General features: G+C 65.2%; 24 protein-coding genes. 16 read left to right on the forward strand and 8 right to left on the reverse strand.

Features of this window, described 5'->3' with window-relative positions; genetic code table 11:
* Positions 1 to 23: 23 nt before the first annotated feature.
* Positions 24 to 1469: a xylulokinase gene (gene xylB / locus XI09_RS21890; RefSeq protein WP_271568720.1), complete on the reverse strand. Its 1446-nt coding sequence runs from the start codon at positions 1467 to 1469 to the stop codon at positions 24 to 26.
* A gap of 206 nt (positions 1470 to 1675) precedes the next feature.
* Here xylB and XI09_RS21895 point away from each other — a divergent pair, with 206 nt between their 5' ends.
* Together XI09_RS21895 and XI09_RS21900 are read left to right on the forward strand one after the other, a co-directional pair.
* On the forward strand, positions 1676 to 1906 hold the full coding sequence (locus XI09_RS21895; RefSeq protein ID WP_092191994.1) for a hypothetical protein: 231 nt from the start codon (positions 1676 to 1678) through the stop codon (positions 1904 to 1906).
* A gap of 52 nt (positions 1907 to 1958) precedes the next feature.
* Positions 1959 to 2357 (forward strand): hypothetical protein, encoded by a 399-nt coding sequence (locus XI09_RS21900; RefSeq protein WP_271568693.1) that lies wholly within the window; start codon positions 1959 to 1961, stop codon positions 2355 to 2357.
* A gap of 140 nt (positions 2358 to 2497) precedes the next feature.
* On the opposite strand, the gene XI09_RS21905 is transcribed toward XI09_RS21900, so the two are convergent.
* On the reverse strand, positions 2498 to 3055 hold the full coding sequence (locus tag XI09_RS21905) for an SET domain-containing protein (RefSeq protein ID WP_271568694.1): 558 nt from the start codon (positions 3053 to 3055) through the stop codon (positions 2498 to 2500).
* A gap of 145 nt (positions 3056 to 3200) precedes the next feature.
* Here XI09_RS21905 and XI09_RS21910 point away from each other — a divergent pair, with 145 nt between their 5' ends.
* The gene (locus tag XI09_RS21910) at positions 3201 to 3824 is read left to right on the forward strand and encodes a hypothetical protein (protein WP_271568695.1); all 624 of its coding nucleotides are present in this window, start codon (positions 3201 to 3203) and stop codon (positions 3822 to 3824) included.
* A gap of 22 nt (positions 3825 to 3846) precedes the next feature.
* On the opposite strand, the gene XI09_RS21915 is transcribed toward XI09_RS21910, so the two are convergent.
* Positions 3847 to 4587 (reverse strand): TetR/AcrR family transcriptional regulator, encoded by a 741-nt coding sequence (locus tag XI09_RS21915; RefSeq protein WP_271568696.1) that lies wholly within the window; start codon positions 4585 to 4587, stop codon positions 3847 to 3849.
* A 107-nt stretch (positions 4588 to 4694) separates the two neighbouring features.
* On the opposite strand from XI09_RS21915, the gene XI09_RS21920 reads away from it, so the two are divergent.
* From XI09_RS21920 to XI09_RS21945, 6 genes are all read left to right on the forward strand, one after another.
* Positions 4695 to 6092, forward strand: a complete 1398-nt coding sequence (locus tag XI09_RS21920) for a carotenoid oxygenase family protein (protein ID WP_271568697.1) — start codon at positions 4695 to 4697, stop codon at positions 6090 to 6092.
* Positions 6093 to 6260: 168 nt separating this feature from the next.
* Positions 6261 to 6524 carry a hypothetical protein gene (locus tag XI09_RS21925; protein WP_271568698.1) on the forward strand — a complete coding sequence of 88 codons (264 nt, stop codon included), beginning with the start codon at positions 6261 to 6263 and terminating at the stop codon, positions 6522 to 6524.
* A 76-nt stretch (positions 6525 to 6600) separates the two neighbouring features.
* Complete coding sequence (locus XI09_RS21930) at positions 6601 to 7176, forward strand: hypothetical protein (RefSeq protein WP_271568699.1); 576 nt, start codon at positions 6601 to 6603, stop codon at positions 7174 to 7176.
* A 12-nt stretch (positions 7177 to 7188) separates the two neighbouring features.
* Positions 7189 to 7743, forward strand: a complete 555-nt coding sequence (locus XI09_RS21935; protein WP_271568700.1) for an inner membrane-spanning protein YciB — start codon at positions 7189 to 7191, stop codon at positions 7741 to 7743.
* A 106-nt stretch (positions 7744 to 7849) separates the two neighbouring features.
* A complete protein-coding gene (locus XI09_RS21940) occupies positions 7850 to 8146 on the forward strand; it encodes a hypothetical protein (RefSeq protein ID WP_271568701.1) in 297 nt (98 codons plus the stop codon).
* Positions 8147 to 8158: 12 nt separating this feature from the next.
* Entirely contained in the window at positions 8159 to 9079 is a 921-nt protein-coding gene (locus tag XI09_RS21945) for an SH3 domain-containing protein (RefSeq protein WP_271568702.1), read from the forward strand.
* Between the two features lie 109 nt (positions 9080 to 9188).
* Here the strand turns inward: XI09_RS21945 and XI09_RS21950 are convergent, their stop codons facing one another.
* Positions 9189 to 10844: a fumarate hydratase gene (locus tag XI09_RS21950; protein ID WP_271568703.1), complete on the reverse strand. Its 1656-nt coding sequence runs from the start codon at positions 10842 to 10844 to the stop codon at positions 9189 to 9191.
* Between the two features lie 248 nt (positions 10845 to 11092).
* Here XI09_RS21950 and XI09_RS21955 point away from each other — a divergent pair, with 248 nt between their 5' ends.
* The 3 genes from XI09_RS21955 (at position 11093) to XI09_RS21965 (ending at position 12848) form a co-directional block, all read left to right on the forward strand.
* Positions 11093 to 11572 (forward strand): hypothetical protein, encoded by a 480-nt coding sequence (locus XI09_RS21955; RefSeq protein ID WP_271568704.1) that lies wholly within the window; start codon positions 11093 to 11095, stop codon positions 11570 to 11572.
* A 317-nt stretch (positions 11573 to 11889) separates the two neighbouring features.
* Positions 11890 to 12057, forward strand: coding sequence for a hypothetical protein (locus XI09_RS21960; RefSeq protein ID WP_271568705.1), 168 nt, complete (start codon positions 11890 to 11892; stop codon positions 12055 to 12057).
* Between the two features lie 116 nt (positions 12058 to 12173).
* Positions 12174 to 12848 (forward strand): methyltransferase family protein, encoded by a 675-nt coding sequence (locus XI09_RS21965; protein WP_271568706.1) that lies wholly within the window; start codon positions 12174 to 12176, stop codon positions 12846 to 12848.
* Positions 12849 to 13156: 308 nt separating this feature from the next.
* On the opposite strand, the gene XI09_RS21970 is transcribed toward XI09_RS21965, so the two are convergent.
* Positions 13157 to 13864 (reverse strand): glutathione S-transferase, encoded by a 708-nt coding sequence (locus XI09_RS21970; protein WP_271568707.1) that lies wholly within the window; start codon positions 13862 to 13864, stop codon positions 13157 to 13159.
* 200 nt (positions 13865 to 14064) lie between these two features.
* Positions 14065 to 14739 (reverse strand): lectin, encoded by a 675-nt coding sequence (locus tag XI09_RS21975; RefSeq protein WP_271568708.1) that lies wholly within the window; start codon positions 14737 to 14739, stop codon positions 14065 to 14067.
* A gap of 322 nt (positions 14740 to 15061) precedes the next feature.
* Between XI09_RS21975 and XI09_RS21980 the strand changes: the two genes are divergently transcribed.
* The 4 genes from XI09_RS21980 (at position 15062) to XI09_RS21995 (ending at position 18578) form a co-directional block, all read left to right on the forward strand.
* The gene (locus XI09_RS21980) at positions 15062 to 16063 is read left to right on the forward strand and encodes an NrtA/SsuA/CpmA family ABC transporter substrate-binding protein (protein WP_271568709.1); all 1002 of its coding nucleotides are present in this window, start codon (positions 15062 to 15064) and stop codon (positions 16061 to 16063) included.
* Between the two features lie 14 nt (positions 16064 to 16077).
* Entirely contained in the window at positions 16078 to 16902 is an 825-nt protein-coding gene (locus tag XI09_RS21985; protein ID WP_271568710.1) for an ABC transporter permease, read from the forward strand.
* 20 nt (positions 16903 to 16922) lie between these two features.
* Positions 16923 to 17762, forward strand: coding sequence for an ABC transporter ATP-binding protein (locus XI09_RS21990; protein WP_271568711.1), 840 nt, complete (start codon positions 16923 to 16925; stop codon positions 17760 to 17762).
* Between the two features lie 90 nt (positions 17763 to 17852).
* Entirely contained in the window at positions 17853 to 18578 is a 726-nt protein-coding gene (locus tag XI09_RS21995; RefSeq protein ID WP_271568712.1) for a Crp/Fnr family transcriptional regulator, read from the forward strand.
* A 10-nt stretch (positions 18579 to 18588) separates the two neighbouring features.
* Here the strand turns inward: XI09_RS21995 and atzF are convergent, their stop codons facing one another.
* Together atzF and XI09_RS22005 are read right to left on the reverse strand one after the other, a co-directional pair.
* Positions 18589 to 19974, reverse strand: a complete 1386-nt coding sequence (atzF, locus tag XI09_RS22000) for an allophanate hydrolase (protein ID WP_271568713.1) — start codon at positions 19972 to 19974, stop codon at positions 18589 to 18591.
* Positions 19975 to 20155: 181 nt separating this feature from the next.
* Entirely contained in the window at positions 20156 to 21160 is a 1005-nt protein-coding gene (locus tag XI09_RS22005; RefSeq protein ID WP_271568721.1) for a Tim44 domain-containing protein, read from the reverse strand.
* Positions 21161 to 21242: the final 82 nt, after the last annotated feature.

Raw genomic sequence — 21242 nt, forward strand, 5'->3', positions numbered from 1 at the left:
GGGAAAGCGAAATCGAAACGGCGCTATTGGCGTGGCCGATACAGTTCGCGCCAGGCGGGAAGCCGATCGGCATAGGCATCGACCAGCACGCGGTCAGGTTCGAATGTCTCGATGCGTCGCGGCGGCGTGCAGACGGTGTCGATTGCCTCGCCCGTGACAGCAAGACGCCCCAATCTCGCCGCACCGAACGCCGCTCCCGTTTCACCTTCGGCAAAGCGATGGATCGGAACATTCAGAACGCTTGCCAGCACCGCCAGCCAGAACCGGGACCGTGAACCGCCCCCGATGGCATCGGCTTCCGCGATCCTGATGCCGGCATCCGCGAGCACGTCCCGGCAATCTGCGAGCGCGAAGGCGACGCCCTCGAGCACGGCCTGCACGATCGCCTCGCGATCGGTGCCGTGGCTCAAGCCATCGAGCATGCCGCGCACGACGGGGTCGTCATGCGGGGTCCGCTCGCCCGCCAGATAAGGCAAGAAGCTCACCGGCGAGGGCAGCTGCGGGCGCGACCCAAGCGGTGCCAGCAATTCCGCCTCGGCAATGCCGAACAAGCGCGAGATCCAGGCAAGACAGGAGGCCGCGGAAAGGATCGCGCCGGCCTGAATCCACATTGCGGGGATGGCGTGGCAGAACGTATGCACCCCGCGATCCGGGTTGGCGGCAATCCTGCTCGTCGGCACCAGCAAGGCGCCCGAGGTTCCCAGCGATATGAACGCGGTTCCCGCCCTGATCGCGCCGATGCCGACGGCACCCGCCGGATTGTCACCGGCACCGCCCGCGAAAATCGGCCGTCTGATCATGCCCCAGCGTTGCGCGAGCTCGCTGCGCAGCGTTGCCGCCGGCGCGCAGCCCTCGACCAGACGCGGCATGTGATCGCGCGACAGGCCGGTCGCGGCCAGCGCGGCATCCGACCAATCCCTGCGCGCGGCGTCGAGCCACAGCGAGCCCGATGCGTCCGAGACATCCTCGACGGCTTCGCCCGTCAGGACCAGGCGCAAATAAGCCTTCGGAAGCAGGACGAGTTTCGTCGCTGCAAAAACCTCAGGCTCGTGCATCGCAATCCAGAGCAGCTTCGGCGCCGTGAATCCGGGCATCGCCTTGTTGCCCGTCGTCGCACGCAAGGCGGGCCAGCGTTGCTCCAGGATACGGCACTCAGCGACGGACCGTCCGTCGTTCCAGAGGATGCAAGGCCGCAACGGTCTTGCGCTCGCATCGAGCAGCGTGGCGCCATGCATCTGGCCGGACAGTCCGATGCCTTCGACCGCGGCCAACGCGCCGGCATGCGTCGCCTTTAAGGCATCCAGCGTGGCAAAGGTCGCATCGACCCAATGCGCGGGATCCTGCTCGGAATAGCCTGATAGCGGCGAGGCGGTCGCGAGCGGCCGGCTTTCGCTCGCAATCACGCGCTGCGCGGAGTCGACGAGAACGGTCTTGACCGCCGAGGTGCCGAGATCGATGCCGAGATACATGGATGCATACAATTGCCGACGTCGGATGACCGACGGCGTGGCGAGGTCGGATGGCCCAATCAATCCAAGAAGCCTGATCGCGTCAAGGCAAGCCCTGCCATTCGTCGATCCACGGGCTGAAAGAGGGGCAGTGCCGCCCTGCTTACCTGCGAGGTAATCGAATTCGGCATCGCCGCGGCGCATCTTCCCGGGCACAGGAGATGACCATGATCGCGCTGCTGCTCTACCGGACCGTCGCAGACCACCTTCTTCCCTGGGCCATGGCGCTCGCGACCCGCATGCTGGCGCGCAGCCTCAACATGCCCGAGCCGCTGGTGCATTCGACCGGCGACTATGTGGTCGCACAGGTGCTCGCCTTCGAGCACGGCGTCGGCAGGAGCCTCTGCCCGTTCCGCATCGCCCGCCTGCTCCGCGCCTGGTGGCGCGGACTGCGCTGAATTCCACCCCAAGATTTCACCCCCAAGCCCAACCCCAGCAAGGAGACCTCCAATGATTGACGCATCCACCTTCCTGCGCCGCGCCCTGCTCGCCGACGCGATCTTCAGCGGCGTGGCCGCCCTCGGCTTCACTTTCGGCGCAGGCGCGTTCGCAACGCTGTTCAACCTGCCCGAAGCGCTGCTGCGCGAGATCGGCCTGTTCCTGATCGCCTACACCGCGCTGGTCGGCTGGCTTGCCGCGCGCGCCGCGGTGCCGAAGCCGCTCGTGCTGCTGGTCGTGATCGGCAACGCGGCCTGGACGGTCGGCAGCATCGCGCTGCTGCTCTCGGGCGCGGTCTCGCCGAACATCGCCGGCGAGCTCATGGTCGTGGCCCAGGCGATCGCCACCGGCGTGTTCGCCGAGCTGCAATATGTCGGATTGCGGAAGAGCGGGCGTGTTGTGGCGGCGTGAGGCCACATCCGCTGCTGTCGTCGCCCGGTTTAGCCGGGCGACCCAGTATTTCGAGACGTCAGCTGGATACGGAGAAGCTGCGTACTGGATGCCCCGGTCAAGCCGGGGCATGACAGCGAGGCTGGAAGAGCAAGAGCTGGCTACGCCCGCGCGCGACCGTTCGCCTTGCCGAGAGCGTGACCGTTGAGCTTCTTCTTGGCGCTCTTGGCGCCCGCCTTCTTGGCCTTGGCTTCCGTGCGCGCCTTCACCTTGGTGCGATCGGCCCGCGCTTCGGCGCGCAGCTTCTTGCGCTTCTTCTCGCAGGACTCGCACTTGCAGCCGATCGGCTTCAGATAGGCTTTGAAATAATCGGTGCCGTAGTCGTAGTTGATCTCGTCGCCCGGCTCGATGTTCCGGATGGCGCGGATGAAGACCTTGCGCTCGCGCGGGCGGACGTCGGACTCGGCGTTGGGCCGGCAGGAATGGTTGATGTAGCGCGCGAGGTTCTTGCGCACCGAGCCGTCGATGGTCCAGCGGCCGTTGAGCTCGAACAGATATTTGTTCTCGATCTCGTCATGCGCCGGGATTCGCGAGTCCAGGATCGGTCCGAAATAACGGATGATCCGGGTTCCCTTCTTGATCGGTTTGGTGGCGAAGAGGCCGAGCCCGGTCTTGGAGCGGCCGACGCGATAAGGTTTGTTCGACGATGTGGCTGGCATGATCTGGAGAACGAGGACGCGAACGAGGCCGGACGGGCCCAAGCGAAGCCGCTCTTCTAGAACGATTCCGCGCCGCTGTCAGGTCTTCGGTGCGCCTGTTTGAACCTTGCCCACAATCAAGACGTCTGATGGTACGGAGTTCCCGATGCATCAAGGCCTCATGATGACCCGCATCACCGCAACGTGCCTGGCCATGTTGCTGATATGCACCGTCCTCGGTGGCGCGAACGCCCAATCCGTGGGCAGCACCTACACTTCGACGGCGCCCAAGGACTGCCGCCAGGTCGGAAAACCCAGCGAGCTCGACGGCAGCACGACGCGCGTCTGTCCCGGCAAAGACGGCCTGATGGTGCTGATCGCCGAGGACGATCTTCGCGAGATCGTCTCGGTCGGGCGCAATCGCAAGGAAGCGGCCGAGGAACCGGCGGCCAGAATCTGGTTCGCGCCGTTCAATTCATCCGAGACCACCGTCGAATGGCGCGCCGCCGGCCCAAAGCCGTTTGCGATCATCCAGCGCTGGCACATCGCCGACGGCAGCGATCCCGACAAGCAGGGACGGCCGAACACCAAGGCCATGCTGGTCGTGACGCGGCTGCCGCCGGGCCCGGTCTGCCATGTCGCCTATGTCGACGCGATCGCCAACCCGAACGCCAACGAGCTCGCGCGCAAGGCCGCGGACGATTTCGCCCGCAGCTTCACCTGCGGCAAGGACGAGGTGAAGGTCGTCGGCACGCGCGGCCGCGCCGTCGAGCTCGCGACGATGCGCTAGGGGCTGCGCCCGTTCGAAGGCGCTATGCCGGCAGCTTCGCCGTAATCGGCGCCGTCAGCATCGCCTCGAGCAGCCGCTCGGCCGTCGTGCCCTCGGGCAGCCGCTCGAGGATGTCCGAGAGCCGCCCGTCGAGCAGCAGCGTGGTGAAGCCATGCACCATCGACCAGGCCCGCGCGATCGCTGCGCCCTGGTCGAGCGTCAGGGCGTCGCCGCTGATCTGCTCCTGCCGCATCGCGCCGATGGCATTGGCAAGTCCGGCGAAGGAGGCCTCGGCCGCCTCGTGCAGCGAGGGCCTGGAATAGTCGAGCCGCTCGGTGCGGAACATGATGCCGTACATGCCGGGATGGGCCTGCGCATAGGCGACATAGGCTTTCGGCCGCGCCAATGCCCGCGCGAGCGGCGTGGTGGCGGTCTCGCAGGCCGACGCCATCGCGGCGTTGAACTGGCGGAAGCCGACGGCCGCGAGCTCGCTGAGAAGGCCGGTGAGATCGCCGAAATGATGGGTCGGCGCGGCATGCGAAACGCCCGCCTCGCGCGCCACCGCGCGCAATGTCAGGCCGGCAAGCCCGTCGCGCTCCAGCACCCGTTCGGCGGCCTGGAGCAGCGCTTCGCGCAGCGCGCCGTGATGATACGGCGTCTCCGTCTTCGCACTGGCCGGACGGCGTGCAGGACGCCCGCTCGTTGCCGACGATGTCTTCCTCGGGGCGCGCGCGATGCGCGCCGCTTCGGTCCTGGTTTCGCTCTTCGGATCGCTCTTGCCCATGAGCCAACCTATATGACGCAATATTGACAGTGTAAAGATTTCGCTTGACCGGCGCGGCGATCGGTCCTATTTCATCTTTACGATGTAAAGATAGGGAGGGATATGCCGTGCAGCAGAACGCCATCACTGAGCGCCACAACAATATCGCGCCGATCCCGTTCGAGGCCGACGCGCCCTTCCTCAGGATCGTCGGTGAATTGCCGCGCGAGCTGAACGGCACGCTCTATCGCAACGGCCCCAACCCGCAGTTCGATGCGCCCGGCGCGCACTGGTTCGTCGGCGACGGCATGCTGCACGCCTTTCACCTCGAGAATGGCCGCGCCAGCTACCGCAACCGCTGGGTCCGCACGCCGAAATGGCTCGCCGAGCACGACGCCGGCCGCGCCTTGTTCGGCGGCTTCGGCCGCAAGCTGCCGGATGCGCCGCAAAACCTCACCGACGGCGGCGTCGCCAACACCAACATCATCTTCCACGCCGGCAAGCTGCTGGCGCTGGAAGAAGCGCATCTGCCGACCGAGATCGAGCCGGGCACGCTGGCCACGCGCGGCTATCACAACTATCAGGGCCGCGTCGCCGGCAGTTTTACCGCGCATCCGAAGGTCGATCCCGTCACCGGCGAGATGCTGTTCTTCGGCTACAACGCCGCGGGGCCGCTGACGCCTGCCCTCTCCTTCGGATCGATCGATGCATCCGGCAAGGCGACGCGCTTCGAACGTTTCGAGGCGCCCTATGCCAGCATGGTGCACGACTTCATCGTCACCGCGAACCATGTGCTGTTTCCGGTCCTCCCCATCACCGGCAGCATGGAGCGCGCGATGAGCGGACGGCCGCCCTATGCCTGGGAGCCGGACAAGGGCGCCTATGTCGGCGTGATGAAGCGCAACGGCACGGCAAAAGACATCGTCTGGTTCCGTGCTGAGGCCTGCTACGTCTTCCACGTCATGAATGCGTGGGAGGACGATGGCCGCATCATCGCCGACGTCATGCAGTTCGAGGAGGCGCCGCTGTTTCCGCATCCCGACGGCCGGCCGACGGATCCGGAGAAGTCGCGCGCCCGCCATTGCCGCTGGACGTTCGATCTTTCAGGCAACACCGATCGCTTCCAGCAGACGTATCTGGACGATCTCACCGGCGAATTCCCCCGCATCGACGATCGTCGCGCCGGGCTGAAGAGCCGTCACGGCTGGTACGCCTGCGCCAATCCAAGACTGCCGATGTTCGGCGCACTCTCAGGCATCGTCCATGTCGACGGCAACGGCAAACGGCTCGGCCATTATCTGCTGCCGGCCGGCGATACCATCTCCGAACCGGTGTTCGTCGAACGGTCGAGCGATGCAGCCGAAGGCGACGGCTGGCTGCTCGCGGTGGTCTGGCGCGCGCGCGAGAACCGCAGCGACCTCGCCGTGTTCAATGCCACCGACATCGAGGCCGGCCCTGCCGCATTGGTGCAGCTCGGCCACCGCGTGCCGGACGGCTTTCACGGCAATTGGGTGGGAGCGGCGTAGCTCTCACCGCGTCATTCCGGGGCGCGCCACTCGGCGCGAACCCGGAATCCATTTCACCGCGTGTTCTGCCGCCCGATGGATTCTCAGATGCGCAATTGCGCATCGTAGTTCGCGCTAACGCGCGCCCCGGAATGACAGCGTAGACGTGTCACACCACAGAGGCCTCCCATGCACATGCCCTCGATCACAGCCGCCTGCCTCGCCGTCCTCGCCCTAACCTGCGCCGCGCTCGCACTGCAGATGATCCGGCTGCAGCGGCGCGGCCAGGCTACCTTCAATGGCGGCATCTTGCTCGTCGCCGGCCTCGTGATCGGCTGCGCGCTGCCGATCCTGTCGCGCCTGCCATGGGCGGAATTCGCCGAAGAGGCGTCCGAGCAAGCCATTGCGGCAATTCACATTTTACAGGTCACCTATATCATTTTGACACTGTAAAGATTTCGCTTGACCCGCTTCATGGGCTCGATTATCTATCTTGACGCTGTAAAGATTAGCCTGACCGAGGCGGTCCATGACGATTTTCCTGATTCTCGCGCCCTACGGCGCCTACACGTTCCTGATGCTGGTGACGTCGGCCACGGTCAGCGTATTCGCGGCCTCCGCGATCTGCCTCGCCACCGTCGCGATCGATGTCGCGCAGGGCCGCTCGGTGAAGATCCTGCCTGCGGGCTCGGCGATCGTGTTCGCCGCAATCGGCCTCTACCTCGCGCTGCTCGACCCCACGCTGGGCACGCTCGGCGTCAAGCTGTCGGTCGATGTCGGCATCTTCGTCATCTCGCTCGGCTCGATGCTGGCCCGCCGTCCCTTCACGCTGCAATATGCGGTTGAATCGGTCCCGGCCGAGACCGCGGCGATGCCCGGCTTTCTCTATGCCAATTACGTCATCACCGGCGCATGGACCGCGGCCGCGCTGCTGATGGCGGCCGCCAATCTCGTGCTGCTCTACGTCCCCGGCCTGCCGCTCTGGTCGAGCCTTGCGGTTGCCTTCGCCGCCCGCAACAGCGCGATCTACTTCACAAAATGGTATCCCGAGTATCGCCAGATCAAGTACGGTACGCCGGCCGCCGCACTGCCCAACGCCCGCTGAACAGGATCGACGATGAAGGACGTATTCGCCCGCCTCGCCTCCGACTTCCTCTCCGCCATCGTCTTCCTGGTCGTCTACCTCATCACCGACAACGTCGTCCTGGCAACGTCGGTGGCGATTGCCGGTGCGATCGCGCAGGTGATCTACGCCCGCGTCAAGGGGCAGCATCTCAACTACATGACCTATGCGAGCCTCGCGCTCGTCGTCGTGCTGGGCACGGTCACGCTGCTGACCAATGATCCCCGCTTCATGCTGGCAAAGCCCTCGATCGCGCATTTCGCGATCGGCGCCATCATGCTCAAGCGCGGCTGGATGCTGCGCTACATGCCGCCGATCGTCGCCGAGACCGTTCCGGAATATGTCACCGCTGCGGGCTATGCCTGGGCGGTGCTGATGTTCGTGATCGGCGCCGGCATGATCGCGGTCGCCTCCACGGGCGATCTGAAGCTGTGGGCGTTCTACATCACGGTGGTCGCGGGCGGCGCCAAGATCCTCGCCTTTGCCGTGCAGTATGTCGTTCTGCGGCTCATCGTCACCAGCCGCCGGCGCGCCGCCGCCCGCGCCTAAATGCCTCCAATGCAGCGTTAGGCAGGCGCGCCGAGTTGGGTTATAGGCTCGCTCAGGACTGGCCGCGGATCGTCGCGGCCCGCCGGGATTTGTTCGGGAGACGGGAATGGCCGTAGACGGCAACTGGAATCTGACCATGACGACGCCGATGGGCGAGCGCAACGCGACGCTGAGCCTGAAGGCCGCCGGCGACGCGCTCACGGGCACGCAAGGCGCCGAAGGTAATACCGCCGAGATTTTCGACGGCACCGTCAGCGGCGACAACGTCTCCTGGAAGGTCTCGATCGACAACCCGATGCCGCTCACGCTCGAATTCAACGGCGCCGTCTCCGGCGACAGCATCAGCGGCGAGATGGGCATCGGCCCGATGGGCAGCTTCCCGTTCACGGGCGCGCGGGCGTAAGGCCGCGCAGCCATGCGCGTGCTCCGTCTCATCGCGGCGGTGATGCTGTGTGTCGTGACACAAGCGGCGCGCGCGGACGACACCGAACCGGCGTGGCGCGCGAGCGCGCTCGCCATGGTGCCGGCGGGCTTCGTGGCCGGCACCGCCTATCGGACCGATGGCTCGACCGGCTATCTCGCCGTTTATCCGGCGATGTCGAATGATCCGAAGACGCCCGCAAGCGTGTTCGCCGCACGCCAGGCACTCGTGGTCACGCTGACGCCGGATGCGACGCGCGCGGTCTCAGCCGAGCTGAAGCCGCGCACCGGGCCGGATCCCGACAACGACGACACCGACTTTGCAAAGCTGCACGCCGATCTCGCCGGCAAGCGCGCAACGTTGCCTGATGGCACCGAGCCCTGCGATCTCGGCGCCTGGTCGATCGACAAGGATCCGAGCGGTCTCAACGTGCGCGCCGAGCCGTCAGTGAAGGCGCGCGTGCTCGGCACGCTGCCGCCGCCCTACCGGCTCAAGCTCGGCGGCAGCGAGAACACGCCCGAGGGCGGCTGGCTCACCGAATTCCGCATCATCGGCTTCAAGGACGGCTGGTTTCTGATCGAAGGCGCCAAGCCGCCGGGCAAGGACTACGAGGACGACAAGAGATATCCGCGCAGCGCGCCAAAGCCCTATGCCGGGCGCGGCTGGGTCGCCTCCAACAAGGTCGGCGCGTCCTACGCCAATGGCGCCACGCGCATGGGCGGCCTGTTCCAGGCTCCCTTCGTCGATGCCAAATGGATGCCGGCGCAGCGCGAGCTCGGCGGCCCGATCGACACTGACGGTGGCCCGAAGCGCATCTTTGCCTGTAGCGGTCTCTGGGGCCTCGTCGAGAGCGAGGACGGCGTCCGCGGCTGGTGGCGCTCGCTGTGCTCCAACCAGGTCACGAATTGCAGTTAGGCGGGTCGAGGCTTCGCCGATAACTCACTTCGTCATACGCGGGCTTGACCCGCGTATCCATCTTCCTTGAAGAGCGATGGATGGTCGGGTCAAGCCCGGCCATGACATCTCAGCCCAAATTCAACTCCTTGAAGAAGTCATTGCCCTTGTCGTCGATGATGATGAAGGCGGGGAAGTCGACGACTTCGATGCGCCAGATCGCTTCCATGCCGAGCTCGGGATATTCGAGCACCTCGACCTTCTTGATGCAGTGCTCGGCGAGGTTCGCCGCCGCACCGCCGATCGAGCCGAGATAGAAGCCGCCATATTTCTTGCAGGCCTCGCGCACGGCCGGCGCGCGGTTGCCCTTGGCCACCATCACCATCGAGCCACCCGCGGCCTGGAACTGATCGACGAAGGAATCCATGCGGCCCGCGGTGGTCGGACCGAACGCACCGGAGGCGTAGCCCTCCGGCGTCTTGGCGGGGCCGGCGTAGTAGACCGGATGATTCTTGAAATAGTCCGGCAGCGGCTCCCCCTTCTCCAGCCGCTCCCGCAGCTTGGCATGGGCCGAGTCGCGCGCCACGATCATGGTGCCGGTCATCGAGACCCGGGTCTTGATCGGGTATTTCGAGAACGTCGCCAGGATGTCCTTCATCGGCTGGTTGAGGTCGATCTTGACGACCTCGCCGCCGAGCGACTGCTCGACCTGCGGCAGATACTGCGCCGGGTTGTGCTCGAGCTCCTCGAGATAGATGCCGTCCTTCGTGATTTTGCCGAGCACCTGGCGGTCGGCCGAGCAGGACACGCCAAGGCCGATCGGCAGCGAGGCGCCATGGCGGGGCATGCGGATCACGCGCACGTCGTGGCAGAAATATTTGCCGCCGAACTGCGCGCCGACGCCGAGCGACTGCGTCATCTTGTGGATTTCCTTCTCCATCTCGACGTCGCGGAAGGCGTTGCCGTCGGGCGAGCCGTGGGTCGGCAGCGCGTCGAGATAGCGGGCCGAGGCGAGCTTCACCGTCTTCATGCAGAGCTCGGCCGAGGTGCCGCCGATCACGATGGCGAGGTGATAGGGCGGGCACGCCGCGGTGCCCAGGGTGAGGATCTTCTCCTTCAGGAAGGCGAGCAGCCGGTCCTTGGTCAGCACCGAGGGCGTCGCCTGAAACAGGAAGCTCTTGTTGGCGCTGCCGCCGCCCTTCGCCATGAACATGAACTTGTAGGCGTCGTCGCCCTCGGCGTAGATCTCGCACTGCGCCGGCATGTTGTTGGCGGTGTTCTTCTCCTCGTACATCGACAAGGGCGCGACCTGCGAGTAGCGCAGGTTGCGGCGCAGGTAAGCATCGCGCGCGCCTTCCGACAGCGCCGCCTCGTCGTCACCGTCGGTGATGACGTTGCAGCCCTTCTTGCCCATGATGATCGCGGTGCCGGTGTCCTGGCACATCGGCAGCACGCCGCCGGCGGCGATGTTGGCGTTCTTCAGGAAGTCGAGCGCGACGAACTTGTCGTTGGGGCTCGCCTCGCCGTCCTCCAGGATCGCGCGGAGCTGCTTCAGATGGCCGGGCCGCAGATAATGGTTGATGTCGCCGAAAGCCGCCTCCGACAGCGCCCGCAGCGCCTCGCGCGACACCACGAGCATGTCTTTCCCCAGGACCTTCTCGACCCTGATGCCCTCGGACGAAATCTTCTTGTAGGGCGTCTCGTCCTTGCCCAGCGGGAACAGCGGGGTGTGCTTGTAGGGCGGAACGGGCTTGGACTGGTCGGGAAAGGCGGTGGGAGCGTTCATGGGGCGAATCTCGGGGTTTTGGAGCCCTCGCGCGGGCTCCTGGCATAGAAGCGTTCTAAGCTTTTTTGCCGTAAAGGGAAGGCGCTCCGGCGCGGTCGGGGCATCCCGATTCGACGTCATGACGGCCCTTTTTCGGTCACCGTCGGCCGGACGCAATTGGTGATGATCGTTCCCGGCAGGCCTCGGGTCCACCCCTTGCGCTCGTCGCGCGACGAAGGTTGAATGCGCGCCCTAAGGGGCTTTTCATCATGATTTTCAAACCGAACTTCCGCGGCGCGATCCTGGTCGCCGCCGTCATCACCGGACTTGTGACCCTCGCCTCGCCTGCCCGTGCGGACCAGTGCGACGACATCGCAAAGCAGCTCGCGAGCGGCGTCGACAGGCTGAAGGTCAACTTCAAGGCCGCCAACATCATCTACCTCACCCACCCGGGGGCGAAGGAGCTCTCGCTCGGCTGCCGTACGCAGGGACAGAACTATTCCAACGAGCTCTATGCCAAGGGCGACCGCAAGCCGACGCCGCAGTTCTACGACCTCGTCGCGTCCGCGGCCGCGATCATCTTCACGGTGCCGAAGGATGACACCGCGAAAGGCGCGACGCGCTGCCTGAAGCGCATGGGCCTGCTCCGCGGCGACAAGGTGTCGATGCGCTTCAAGCGCCTCAACATGGATTGCTCGCGCACCAAGACGGAAGCGTCGATCGCGATCACGCGTCCGAAGGACGAGTAGGCGGGCGCGTCTGCCGCAGGCCTCGCTCTTTCCGCAGGCGTAACCCGCGTGTGTCGTAACGTCGCCCGCCACAAACTCCGTCATTGCTGTCGAGCTCCGCGAAGCAATCCAGAATCCCTCCGCGGAGACAGCCTGGATTGCTTCGCTGCGCTCGCAATGACGGATGAAAGAGCTGGCATCCCTCGAAATTGCACAATGACAGGCGCAAAGGCGCGCCTCCCACCGCACCAACTCCCTCGCATTTTAACGATTGGCTTGAAGGAAATTTCGCTCCTCGCAGGGCAGACTCAATTGTTTCCATGTGTGAGGATTTGTGGATGAGCGTTTCTACCGTTGCGCCGCCGCCGATCGCGATCGTGGTCCCGAGCTACGACACGACCAAGCAGCAGGACGATCAGACCAAGGACACCGACCCGACCTACAAGCCGCAGCCGCCCGCGCCGCTGCCGCCGGGCCAGGGCACGCGGATCGATCAGCTCGCCTGATCGGCCCTTTTCCCAGTGAAGCGCCCGATCCGGTCGATCGGGCTTTTTGCGTGTCCGGCCGCATCTTTGCCGGATAGCAGGACCAGTATCGTGCGCGGCCATCCCGGAACCTGCGCATGATCGCAAAACTGCTGTTGCAGAACACGATCACCACCATCGCAATGGGCGCGCTGTTGTTCGCGTCCGCGGGCACGCTGCATTGGCCGTCCGCCTGGGTATTTCTGATCATTTGCATCCTGCTCGGCCCGCTCTGCGGCTGGTGGCTCTACCGGATCGACCCGGCGCTGCTGGCCGAACGCCTGCGGCCGGTCCTGCAGAGGGAGCAGCCCGCCGCCGACAAGGCTTTCATGATTGTCTTCGTCATTGCGATGCTGGCCTGGCTGGCCGCGATGGGGCTCGACCAGCGCACGCTATCCTCCGACATGCCGGTTGCGGTGCAGGTGCTCGGCCTCGCGCTGTTCGTACTCTCGACGCTGTTCATCCTCTGGGTGTTCCGCGAGAACTCGTTCGCCGCGCCGGTGGTGAAGCTGCAGGCCGAGCGCGCGCAGCACGTGATCTCGACGGGGCCCTACGCGCATGTGCGCCATCCCATGTACAGCGGCATGGTCCTGTTCTTCGCCGGCGTGCCGCTGCTGCTGGGCTCGTGGTGGGGCCTTGCGATGGTGCCGCTCTTCCTCGCGCTGTTTGCAGTCCGAATCCGCATCGAGGAGCGCACGCTGCGCGAGGGCCTGCCGGGCTATGCCGACTATGCCGCGCGGGTGCGCTACCGTCTGCTGCCCGGCGTGTGGTGAGCGCGCATCACCGTCCCGTGCAAAAATCGAAACTCCTAGGAAAGCGCCTGCCTCCTCCGATCGACTGACGTCGTCGCGACCGAACCCCGCTGGAGGGAACCCGCACCACGCAACGGGAGACGCGACGATGTTCTGCAAGCCCCCTGCCCTGACGAGCATGACCTCGCTGCCGTCGCCGATGATTCAAGCGATCGATCTGGTCCGGAGCGTTCACAGACGCTCGGGAGCCACGACGCGTTCGGGCGATTGATCGCGCCCGAAACGGCCGGTCCGGAACGGGGGCTGCCGCCAGCCTCCCTCCGGACCGGCTAATGATCGAGTTCCTTGTAGCGGCGGAAGATGCCCTGCTCGTTGAAGGCAATGCGGCGTTCGCTCGCAAGATAGGCCTTGATGTTCGGCCGCGCCGCGACGCGGTCGTGCAGGCCGACGAGGCCTGGGATGTCTGCCTCGAACGCCTTCATGCGCCTGGGGAACGCATAGCGCAGCCCGGCGACGATCTGGAACAGCGAGAGGTCGACATAGGTCAGCCGGCGGCCGGTGACGTAAGTGCCGCCATTGCCGGCGAGCAGCTGTTCGAAATAGCCGAGATATTTCGGCACGCGCTCGCTCCAGAACTCGGCCGTGCGCTTCTTCGCTGCGGGCCGCGCGTCCTCGTAATAGAGCGAGGGCCCAAGTGGATGATGGGTGTCGTGGATCTCGACCACGAAGTCGGTGATGGTGAGCTGGAGCTGGTGCACCCAGAGCCGGCCCGCCTCCGTCTTCGGCGCAAGGGCATGGCGAGCGCCGAGATAGAGCAGGATGTTGGCGGTCTGGCCGATGACGAGCTTGCCCGCTTTCAGGAACGGCGGCGCGAAGGGCGGCGTGCCGCCATGCGCATCCATCATCTTCATCATCGCACTGGTGCCGCGCGGGCCGCGCGCGACGTCGACGTAAGCTGCGCCCGCCTCCTCCAGCGCCAGCCGCACATATTCGCCGCGGCCCTGAATCTCGGGCCAGTAGTAGAGCTCGTATTTCATGGGAGGGGATCCGTGAGCGTTGGGGGCGACGGAGCCAATGTAGCATGTGGCGCAGCGTCCCGTCAGGGTGGAACGGAATGGCGCGCCACATACTCCGTCACTGCGAGCGCAGCGAAGCAATCCAGAAGTGCCTCTGCGGAAAGACTCTGGATTGCTTCGTCGCTACGCTCCTCGCAATGACGAGGAGAGAGCTCAGCGCCTCAATTCGAGGCGAAGCAATACAGCAGCCCGTCGCCACCCGTGCTCTTCAAGTCGGCCTGCGAGCAGCCGCCATCGGGACCGCGCGAGGGGTGCGAGCTGTTCCACGATTTCGACGGCTCGTCGTCGCCCAGGCCCCGCCGGTCGGCATGGCCGACCACCGCAGCACCTTGTGTGCTCGACGACCAGTTCTTGCAGGTCTTGTCCTCGCCGGCCGCGAATGCGGTGCCGTCGGGTTGCGTCCCCGTGAGGATGTCGTGCCGGTTCGGCGTATCGCCGGCTCCGTTGGTGACCTCGCCCTTTTCGCTGAGCGCCGTCTGCTTGGTCAGGTTGTTGGCGGGGCCATGCAGGTCGGCAACGTCCTTGGCGATGACCGCGCCCTTCGCATTCTGCCACGGCCCCTTGCCGATGCGGTCGCGCGCGTTGACGGCCGGCTTGCCGTCGGCGGCCTGGGTCGAGAGATAGGCACGCCAGGTTTTGGCGCTGGCGCCGACGGCCTGAGCGAGCTTCTGGCAGTGCGCATCGGCCCCTTCCAGGCCGCCGAGATCGGCTCCCTTGCCCGGCCCGATCGAGGTCACGAAGAAGGTCATGTCGGCTGACTGCGCCCGCACCGATGGACTTGCGAAGACCGCGAGCGCAGCGCCTGCTGGCACGATGACCCTGGCAATAATGCTCATCCTATCCTCCCGACTGGTCCCGCGGTTGCGCCTGGCTGGCCCGTCTTTGACCCTCTGACATGAACCCGTCACCACTGACATTATTCCGGCAGCCACCCGCCACACACGCGCCACCTTGAGCGGCGGCACGGGACCGGCCGCCCCGAAGGCCGTGTCGATTAATTGCTTCCCGGGACCGTAGCGCCGGGTGAGCATACCAACACGGGCCGATCCTCAAGCGATCGCCCAGGGGAGGACGCGGGAGGCCGTTGCGGAGCCGTTCAGGGCGGCATCCGCGATCACATCGGGGCTGCCGCCGGGCGCGGCGCGAGGGGAGATCGTCATGCACTGGAACACCGTCCGCCCAATTGCGGCAATTGCCGGCTATGCCGCGCTTTGCTGCCTTGCCATCGGCCCGGGCTGCGCCTCGGCCGCGGAATTGCTCAAGGCCCGGCTTGCGCAAAACCTCGGACCGATCTCCGGCCTTGCGATCGTCGCCAAATCGAAGGGGATTTTCGAAAAGAATGGACTGGACATCACGGTCTCGAACTTCACGTCCGGCAAGCAGTGCCTGGACACCGTGATCGGGGGCGGCGCCGACATTGCGACGACGGCGGAGGCGCCGGTCACCGCTGCGGCGATGGCAAACCAGCCCATCGCCTTCGTCGCCGGCATGGAATATTCCGACCTCAAGACGGTCGTCGCGGCCAAGGCCGGCGTCAAGACCAAGGCAGATCTTCGCGGCAAGCGAATCGGATTCACGGCCGGCACCGGCAGCGAGGTCTACACGGCGACCTTGCTGAAGTCGGCGGGATTGACTCCCAAGGATGTCACCCTCGTCAACCTGCGGCCGCAGGAGATGCTGCCGGCACTTGCAGCCGGAAGCATCGACGCGATCGACACTTGGGAACCCCACATCGCCAACGCGAAGAAGGCCCTGGGCGAAGCCGTCGCTGAGCTCGATACAACGGGCACTTACTCGGAAACGTTCAACATCGTCGTCATGAGGACCTATCTGGATGCCAACCCGGCGCTGGTCGAGAAGTTCATCGCCGCACTGATCGACGCCGAGGTCTGGATGAAGGCACACCAGGATGAAGCGATCACGGTCGTGGCGGACGCGGTCGGCATGAAGCGGGACGACCTCGCGCCCATCTGGGTCGACTATGTCTACCGGGTGCGTCTCGACGACCGGCTGATCGAGATTCTCAAGACCCACTCCGCATGGCGCCTCGAGAGCGGCAACCATCCTCCGGGAGCGGCGATGCCCGACTTCAGCAAGGTCGTCGTCGCCGAGCCGCTGAAGAAGGTCGACCCCGCACGCGTCACCCTCTCGTGGAAATAGGCACCCGCACAGCCATGCAGGATGGCACTTCAGCACGACAGGAGATTGCTCTCCGCACCGACCGTCGCGGTCGGCGGCCGGATTCAGCCCGTCTTCACCGTCTCAATATTCTGGTCGGGGCGCTTTCGCTTCCCCTGTTCGTCGGCCTCTGGGAACTGGTCTCTCGTTCCGGGGCCGTCAACATGGTGCTGTTTCCGCCGCCGACGGTGGTTGCTGCGGCGGTCCTTGAGTGGATACGAAGCGGACAGTTCCTTGGCGATCTGCTGGCCAGCCTCTTTCGCGTCACCACGGGGTTCATCGTAGGCGGCGTGCTCGGCATCCTGCTCGGTATCCTCACCGGCCAATTCCCTGTTATTTCGAGCCTGCTGTCCCCGCTATTCCATATCCTCCGGCCAATTCCGCCGATTGCTTTCGTGCCGATCGTCATCCTCTGGTTCGGCCTGTCGGAGGCGGGAAAACTGTTCCTCGTCGTATGGGGCGTGTTCTTCACGGTTTGGCTTTCGACCCACATCGGCGTGCAGAAGGTCGACCGCGGCCTGATTCGGGCGGCGTTGATGCTCGGCACGCCCCGGCGGCAGATGCTCCAGGAGATCGTGCTGCTGGGCGCGCTTCCCTACATCGTGGTCGGGTTGCGCACCGCCGTCAGCATCTCCTTTTACACGCTTGTCGCGGCCGAACTTGCAGGCACTTTCGCCGGCATCGTCTACAGGATCGAGATTGCGCAGCAGAATTTGCAAACGGGCCAGGTCATGGGCGGGCTCGCAGCGCTCGGGTTGATTTCGTTCATTGCCGACCGGCTGTTTTCGGCTCTTGCGGAACGTACTGTCTGGTGGCGTTGATGTCGGGACCTCGATCGATCATGAAACTGGCTCTGGCAAGTTCGCCAGCCTCCGTCGAATCGGCGCGGAAACAACCGACCATTCAAGTCTCAAACCTGAGCATCGTTTTTGACACCAATCGCGGGCAGACCATCGCGGTGGATCGCGTTTCCTTTGACGTAGCGCCTGGCGAGTTCGTTTGCATCGTCGGGCCCTCCGGCTGCGGCAAGTCGACGGTGCTCAATACCATCGCCGGACTGGAAGTGCCGTTTGAAGGCGACATCCTGGTAGAGGGCTCGCGTGTCTGCAGCCCGCGCCCCGATGTCGGCATGGTGTTCCAGCAGCCGCATCTTTTCCCCTGGAAGTCCGTCCGCAGGAACATCGCCCACGGCCCCAGGATGCTTGGGAAGTCCACGACGGAAGCGAATGCCATCGCCGACGATCTGATCGCGATGGTCGGTCTCAAGCGTTTCGCCGACGCCTATCCGAACACGCTGTCCGGCGGCATGCAACAGCGCGTGGCGATCGCGCGAGCGTTGGCCAATCAGCCCCGCGTGCTGTTGATGGACGAGCCCTTCGGGGCCCTCGACGCGCAGACCCGGGCGGTGATGCAAGACAATCTGCTGGAGCTGCGCGACCGGATCAAGGCGACGATCGTGTTCGTCACGCATGACATCGATGAAGCCATCGTGCTGGCCGACCGCGTTCTCATCATGAGCGCGGGACCCGGCCGCATCCTGCGCGAAGTCGCGGTCAAGCTGCCGCGCCCGCGGTCGAGTGCCGTCATGGTCGAGCCAACCTATCTTTCCCTCAAGAAGGATTGTCTCGACGTCATCCGCGCAGAAGGGCTGCGGGCGTTCAATCAGTCGGACGCGAGCTGATCGCCCAGAACTCGGAAATCGAGAGGCAGCCCGCAACGCGCTGGCATGGTTCTTGAATAATCGATGCCGGGTCTCACAGTGGAGCCGGCGATGCACAGGGCGAATAGCGCGATAGCGGCAGGCGTGATGCTGGCCGAGTCGGACAATCTCGTCAGGCCGCTGCCCGGCTTGCTGGACGGTCTCAACCGGGCTGATTGCAATCGGTTGCGTGCGATCGGACGCGAGAAGGCCCTGGAAGCCGGCCAACTGGTTTGGTCTCAGGGCGACACACAGGCCGGGATCTACCTGATCAGCGAGGGACGCATACGCAGCTACTATGCGGCGCCGTCGGGGCGCGAGGTCACGCTCGCCTACTGGTTTCCCGGCAACTTCGTCGGCGGCCCCGATATATTCGGAACGGGCCCGCACATGTGGTCATCGGTTGCGGCCGAACGCAGCCGGTTGACGTTCATGCCCGGACCGGCGCTGCGGCGGCTTGCGCTGGAATCGCCGGCGATCGCCGTTGCCTTGCTGGATGCCCTGGCGTTCAAGGCGCGATGCTATTCGGCGATGGCCCAGATGCTCGGGACGCGATCGGTGACCGAGCGGCTGCATAGCCTGTTGATCTTCCTGTCGCACGTCTACGGCGTGAAGCGCGGCTCCGAGATCGTCGTCGGCATGCCGTTTACCCACGGCGATCTCGCCAATCTCATTGGATCCACCCGCCAATGGGTGACGGTGCAACTCGCGCGGCTCCAAGAGGAAGGCGTGATCCGGTACGACAGATCCGTGATTTCGATCCTGGATCTTTCGACGCTCGGACAGGAGGCGGAATAATATCCGCCCTTCAGCCGCCAGACTTCAATTCGAACGCCGCTTGGCCTGCACTGGCCTCGAACCGCCGCGCCAGTCCGATCAGCGCGCGATCATGCCAGGCCGGCGCCAGCAGGGTCACGCCCATGGGCATGCCGTTCGGCAATGTCGCGTTCGGAACCGCCACGCCGCAGAGATCGAGCAGATTGGCAAAGTACGAGTAGTAGCCGAGGCGATTGTTGAGGGTGATCGGATCGCGATCCATCTCCTCCAGTGTGAACGGCCGCGGCGCGGTCGGGACCACCAGCGCATCGATACCCGCAAAGATCGCCTCGGCGTCGCGGCGAAGCCGGTGCAACCGGTGAATGGCACCAAACGTGTCGATCGCTGAATAGCCGGCGGCTGAGCCCAGCACGGTCCTCGTGACATCAAGCAGGGAGCCGGAATCGATGTCCATGAGCGAAGCGATGGCCGAGTGCCGCTCCGCGACCCAGGGTCCGCTGAACATCAACTCCCCGGCCTGGCGGAACGGGGCGAAGTCCACCTCGATCGCCATTCCTCCGATCTGCGTGAAACGCTCGCAGGCGCGCTCATAGAGCTCGCCACATTCCGGCATGCCGAAGCATTCGAGATCGGCGGACGCGATGCGGCCGAACCGGAACGATGGCGCCGCCCCTGTGGTGAAGGAAAAGGCCCTGGGCACGCGGCTGTAGGGATCTTCGAAATCGAACCCTTCGATGATTTCGATGATCGCCTCGCCGTCGCTGACGGTATTGCAGAACACCGAAACGCAATCGATCGTCGGGCAATTCGGCACCAGCCCGCGCGATGACACCAGCCCAACGGTCGGCTTGATTCCGACGATGTTGTTGAAGCCGGCAGGTATGCGGCCGGACCCGCCGGTATCGGTGCCGAGCGCGAACGCGACGTGCCCGGCCGCCACGGCGACCGCGGACCCGGAACTGGAGCCGCCCGAAATATAGCGCGCATCGGCAACCGACGCGCAGGGGCCATAGGGCGAACGCGCGCCGGACAGGCCTGTGGCGAACTGATCGAGATTGGTCTTTCCGAGGCAAATTGCGCCGGCCGCGGTGAGGCGTTCGACGCTGTGCGCGGAATGCCAGGGCGTGTAGCTGAACGCCGGGCAGGCGGCCGTGGTCGGCATTCCCTCGACATCGATATTGTCCTTCACACCGAAGGGAATGCCGAGCAGCGGAAGATTTTCGCCCGTCCGCGCGCGTGCCACCAGCTTGCGGCATTCTTCGAGCGCCTCCTCCCGCGGGCGGAGATAGATCCAGCAATTGCGGTCGCGCTCGGCCTCGATCCGGTCGTACGCCGTTTCGATCGCCTCCAGCGCCGAGGACGAATTCCTGACGATGGTTTCGTGATTTGTCCTGGAGCGCGCGACAGACTGACTCACCGAATATCTCCTTCGCTAACCGGCAGGCGCGAAATTGCGGGAGCTCTGCATGGGCAACAAGCAATTAAGTGCTTCGCCCAAATGGTCGGCCGTATCAGGATATATGCGGCTCAAAGAAAAAGGCGCCGTGCGCGAGCACGACGCCTTGGTTCTTCATGTCGGTTCTTCATGTCGCCTGCGATCAGTTGGTCTGCTGGATCGCCGACAATTCCCATTGGCCGCCGGTGCGACGGGCGAACGTCCAGACTTCGGTCGCCTCACCCGGCTGCTCGCTGCCGGCGACCACCGCGCCGGTATTGCGGTCGAGCGTCTTGTCGGTGAGCGCGAAGCGCAGCGCCACCGTGGCGTAGTCGGTCTCGCCCTCGCGCCAGGCTTCCGCGAGGTCGCCCTGCAACAGCTTCACGTTCGTGACCTTGTTGACGACGTTGCGCGCGCGGTTCTGGCCGAGGTCCTGCTCGAAATAGGAGACCATTTCCGGCGTCGCGAGCGTGTGCAGCTTGGCCACGTCCTCGTTCGACCATGCGGCCTGGACATCGCCGAGCAGGTGCTCGAACGCCTGGTAGTCATCAGGCTTGATCTCGAGCGGCGCGTTGTTGGCGCCGAAACCGAACCCGCCAAGACCACCACCGAGGCCGCTGCGATAGTTCGGCTGCGGTCCCGGACCGCTACCGGCATCAGCGTTGGCATAGGCCGCCTGCGGCGTGGAGTGGCGGCGCTGCCACCACGACATCGCCAGCCGCACCACGAGCACCACGAGCACGATCTGGATGATCAGGCCGAGGATCGACGACAGGCCGCCGAGGCCACCGAACAGGCCGCCGCCGAACAGCATGCCCAGGAGGCCTGCGCCGAGGAAGCCGGCCGCAAGGCCGCCCATGAAGCCGCCGGCACGACCGAACAGGCCGCCACGCGCGGGCGCGGCCGCAGCCGAATTCATGCCTGCTCCCGGCTGGGTGTAGGTGCGGTTGAACTGCGAGGTCGAGCCCGGCGCGGTCGTGGTTGACGGCGGCGCCGAATAGGTCCGCGAGCCGCGCGAACCCGACGACATGCCGCCACCGACGCGCGCGTCGGCGGACGAGATCGCCAGCGCTGTCGGCAGCGCAAGCGCCAGCACGACGGCGATCGTCTTGAAGAGACTGCGGGAGCGTTGCGAGAAATTCATGTTCGTTTCCCAAATCCCCGGTATGGGGACGTGCCCCTAAGATGGGCAGCCGGCGCGAAAAGTGAAGCCGGTTTCGGAACTTGTAGCTGCGGCCCTCAGTCGCGGG

It is taken from the genome of Bradyrhizobium sp. CCBAU 11386 (assembly GCF_028128955.1).
In the GTDB taxonomy this organism is placed as follows: Bacteria; Pseudomonadota; Alphaproteobacteria; order Rhizobiales; family Xanthobacteraceae; genus Bradyrhizobium.

Coding starts and splice junctions, on each gene's coding strand:
- XI09_RS21955 (WP_271568704.1), top strand. CDS start 11,093: ATGATTTTCAAACCGAACTTCCGCGGCGCGATCCTGGTCGCCGCCGTC.
- XI09_RS21945 (WP_271568702.1), top strand. CDS start 8,159: ATGCGCGTGCTCCGTCTCATCGCGGCGGTGATGCTGTGTGTCGTGACA.
- XI09_RS21895 (WP_092191994.1), top strand. CDS start 1,676: ATGATCGCGCTGCTGCTCTACCGGACCGTCGCAGACCACCTTCTTCCC.
- XI09_RS21935 (WP_271568700.1), top strand. CDS start 7,189: ATGAAGGACGTATTCGCCCGCCTCGCCTCCGACTTCCTCTCCGCCATC.
- XI09_RS21950 (WP_271568703.1), bottom strand. CDS start 10,844: ATGAACGCTCCCACCGCCTTTCCCGACCAGTCCAAGCCCGTTCCGCCC.
- XI09_RS21910 (WP_271568695.1), top strand. CDS start 3,201: ATGCATCAAGGCCTCATGATGACCCGCATCACCGCAACGTGCCTGGCC.
- XI09_RS21915 (WP_271568696.1), bottom strand. CDS start 4,587: ATGGGCAAGAGCGATCCGAAGAGCGAAACCAGGACCGAAGCGGCGCGC.
- XI09_RS21940 (WP_271568701.1), top strand. CDS start 7,850: ATGGCCGTAGACGGCAACTGGAATCTGACCATGACGACGCCGATGGGC.
- XI09_RS21990 (WP_271568711.1), top strand. CDS start 16,923: ATGAAACTGGCTCTGGCAAGTTCGCCAGCCTCCGTCGAATCGGCGCGG.
- XI09_RS21960 (WP_271568705.1), top strand. CDS start 11,890: ATGAGCGTTTCTACCGTTGCGCCGCCGCCGATCGCGATCGTGGTCCCG.
- XI09_RS21905 (WP_271568694.1), bottom strand. CDS start 3,055: ATGCCAGCCACATCGTCGAACAAACCTTATCGCGTCGGCCGCTCCAAG.
- XI09_RS21985 (WP_271568710.1), top strand. CDS start 16,078: ATGCAGGATGGCACTTCAGCACGACAGGAGATTGCTCTCCGCACCGAC.
- XI09_RS21930 (WP_271568699.1), top strand. CDS start 6,601: ATGACGATTTTCCTGATTCTCGCGCCCTACGGCGCCTACACGTTCCTG.
- XI09_RS21900 (WP_271568693.1), top strand. CDS start 1,959: ATGATTGACGCATCCACCTTCCTGCGCCGCGCCCTGCTCGCCGACGCG.
- xylB (WP_271568720.1), bottom strand. CDS start 1,469: ATGTATCTCGGCATCGATCTCGGCACCTCGGCGGTCAAGACCGTTCTC.
- XI09_RS21970 (WP_271568707.1), bottom strand. CDS start 13,864: ATGAAATACGAGCTCTACTACTGGCCCGAGATTCAGGGCCGCGGCGAA.
- XI09_RS21975 (WP_271568708.1), bottom strand. CDS start 14,739: ATGAGCATTATTGCCAGGGTCATCGTGCCAGCAGGCGCTGCGCTCGCG.
- XI09_RS21995 (WP_271568712.1), top strand. CDS start 17,853: ATGCACAGGGCGAATAGCGCGATAGCGGCAGGCGTGATGCTGGCCGAG.
- XI09_RS21925 (WP_271568698.1), top strand. CDS start 6,261: ATGCACATGCCCTCGATCACAGCCGCCTGCCTCGCCGTCCTCGCCCTA.
- XI09_RS21965 (WP_271568706.1), top strand. CDS start 12,174: ATGATCGCAAAACTGCTGTTGCAGAACACGATCACCACCATCGCAATG.
- XI09_RS21980 (WP_271568709.1), top strand. CDS start 15,062: ATGCACTGGAACACCGTCCGCCCAATTGCGGCAATTGCCGGCTATGCC.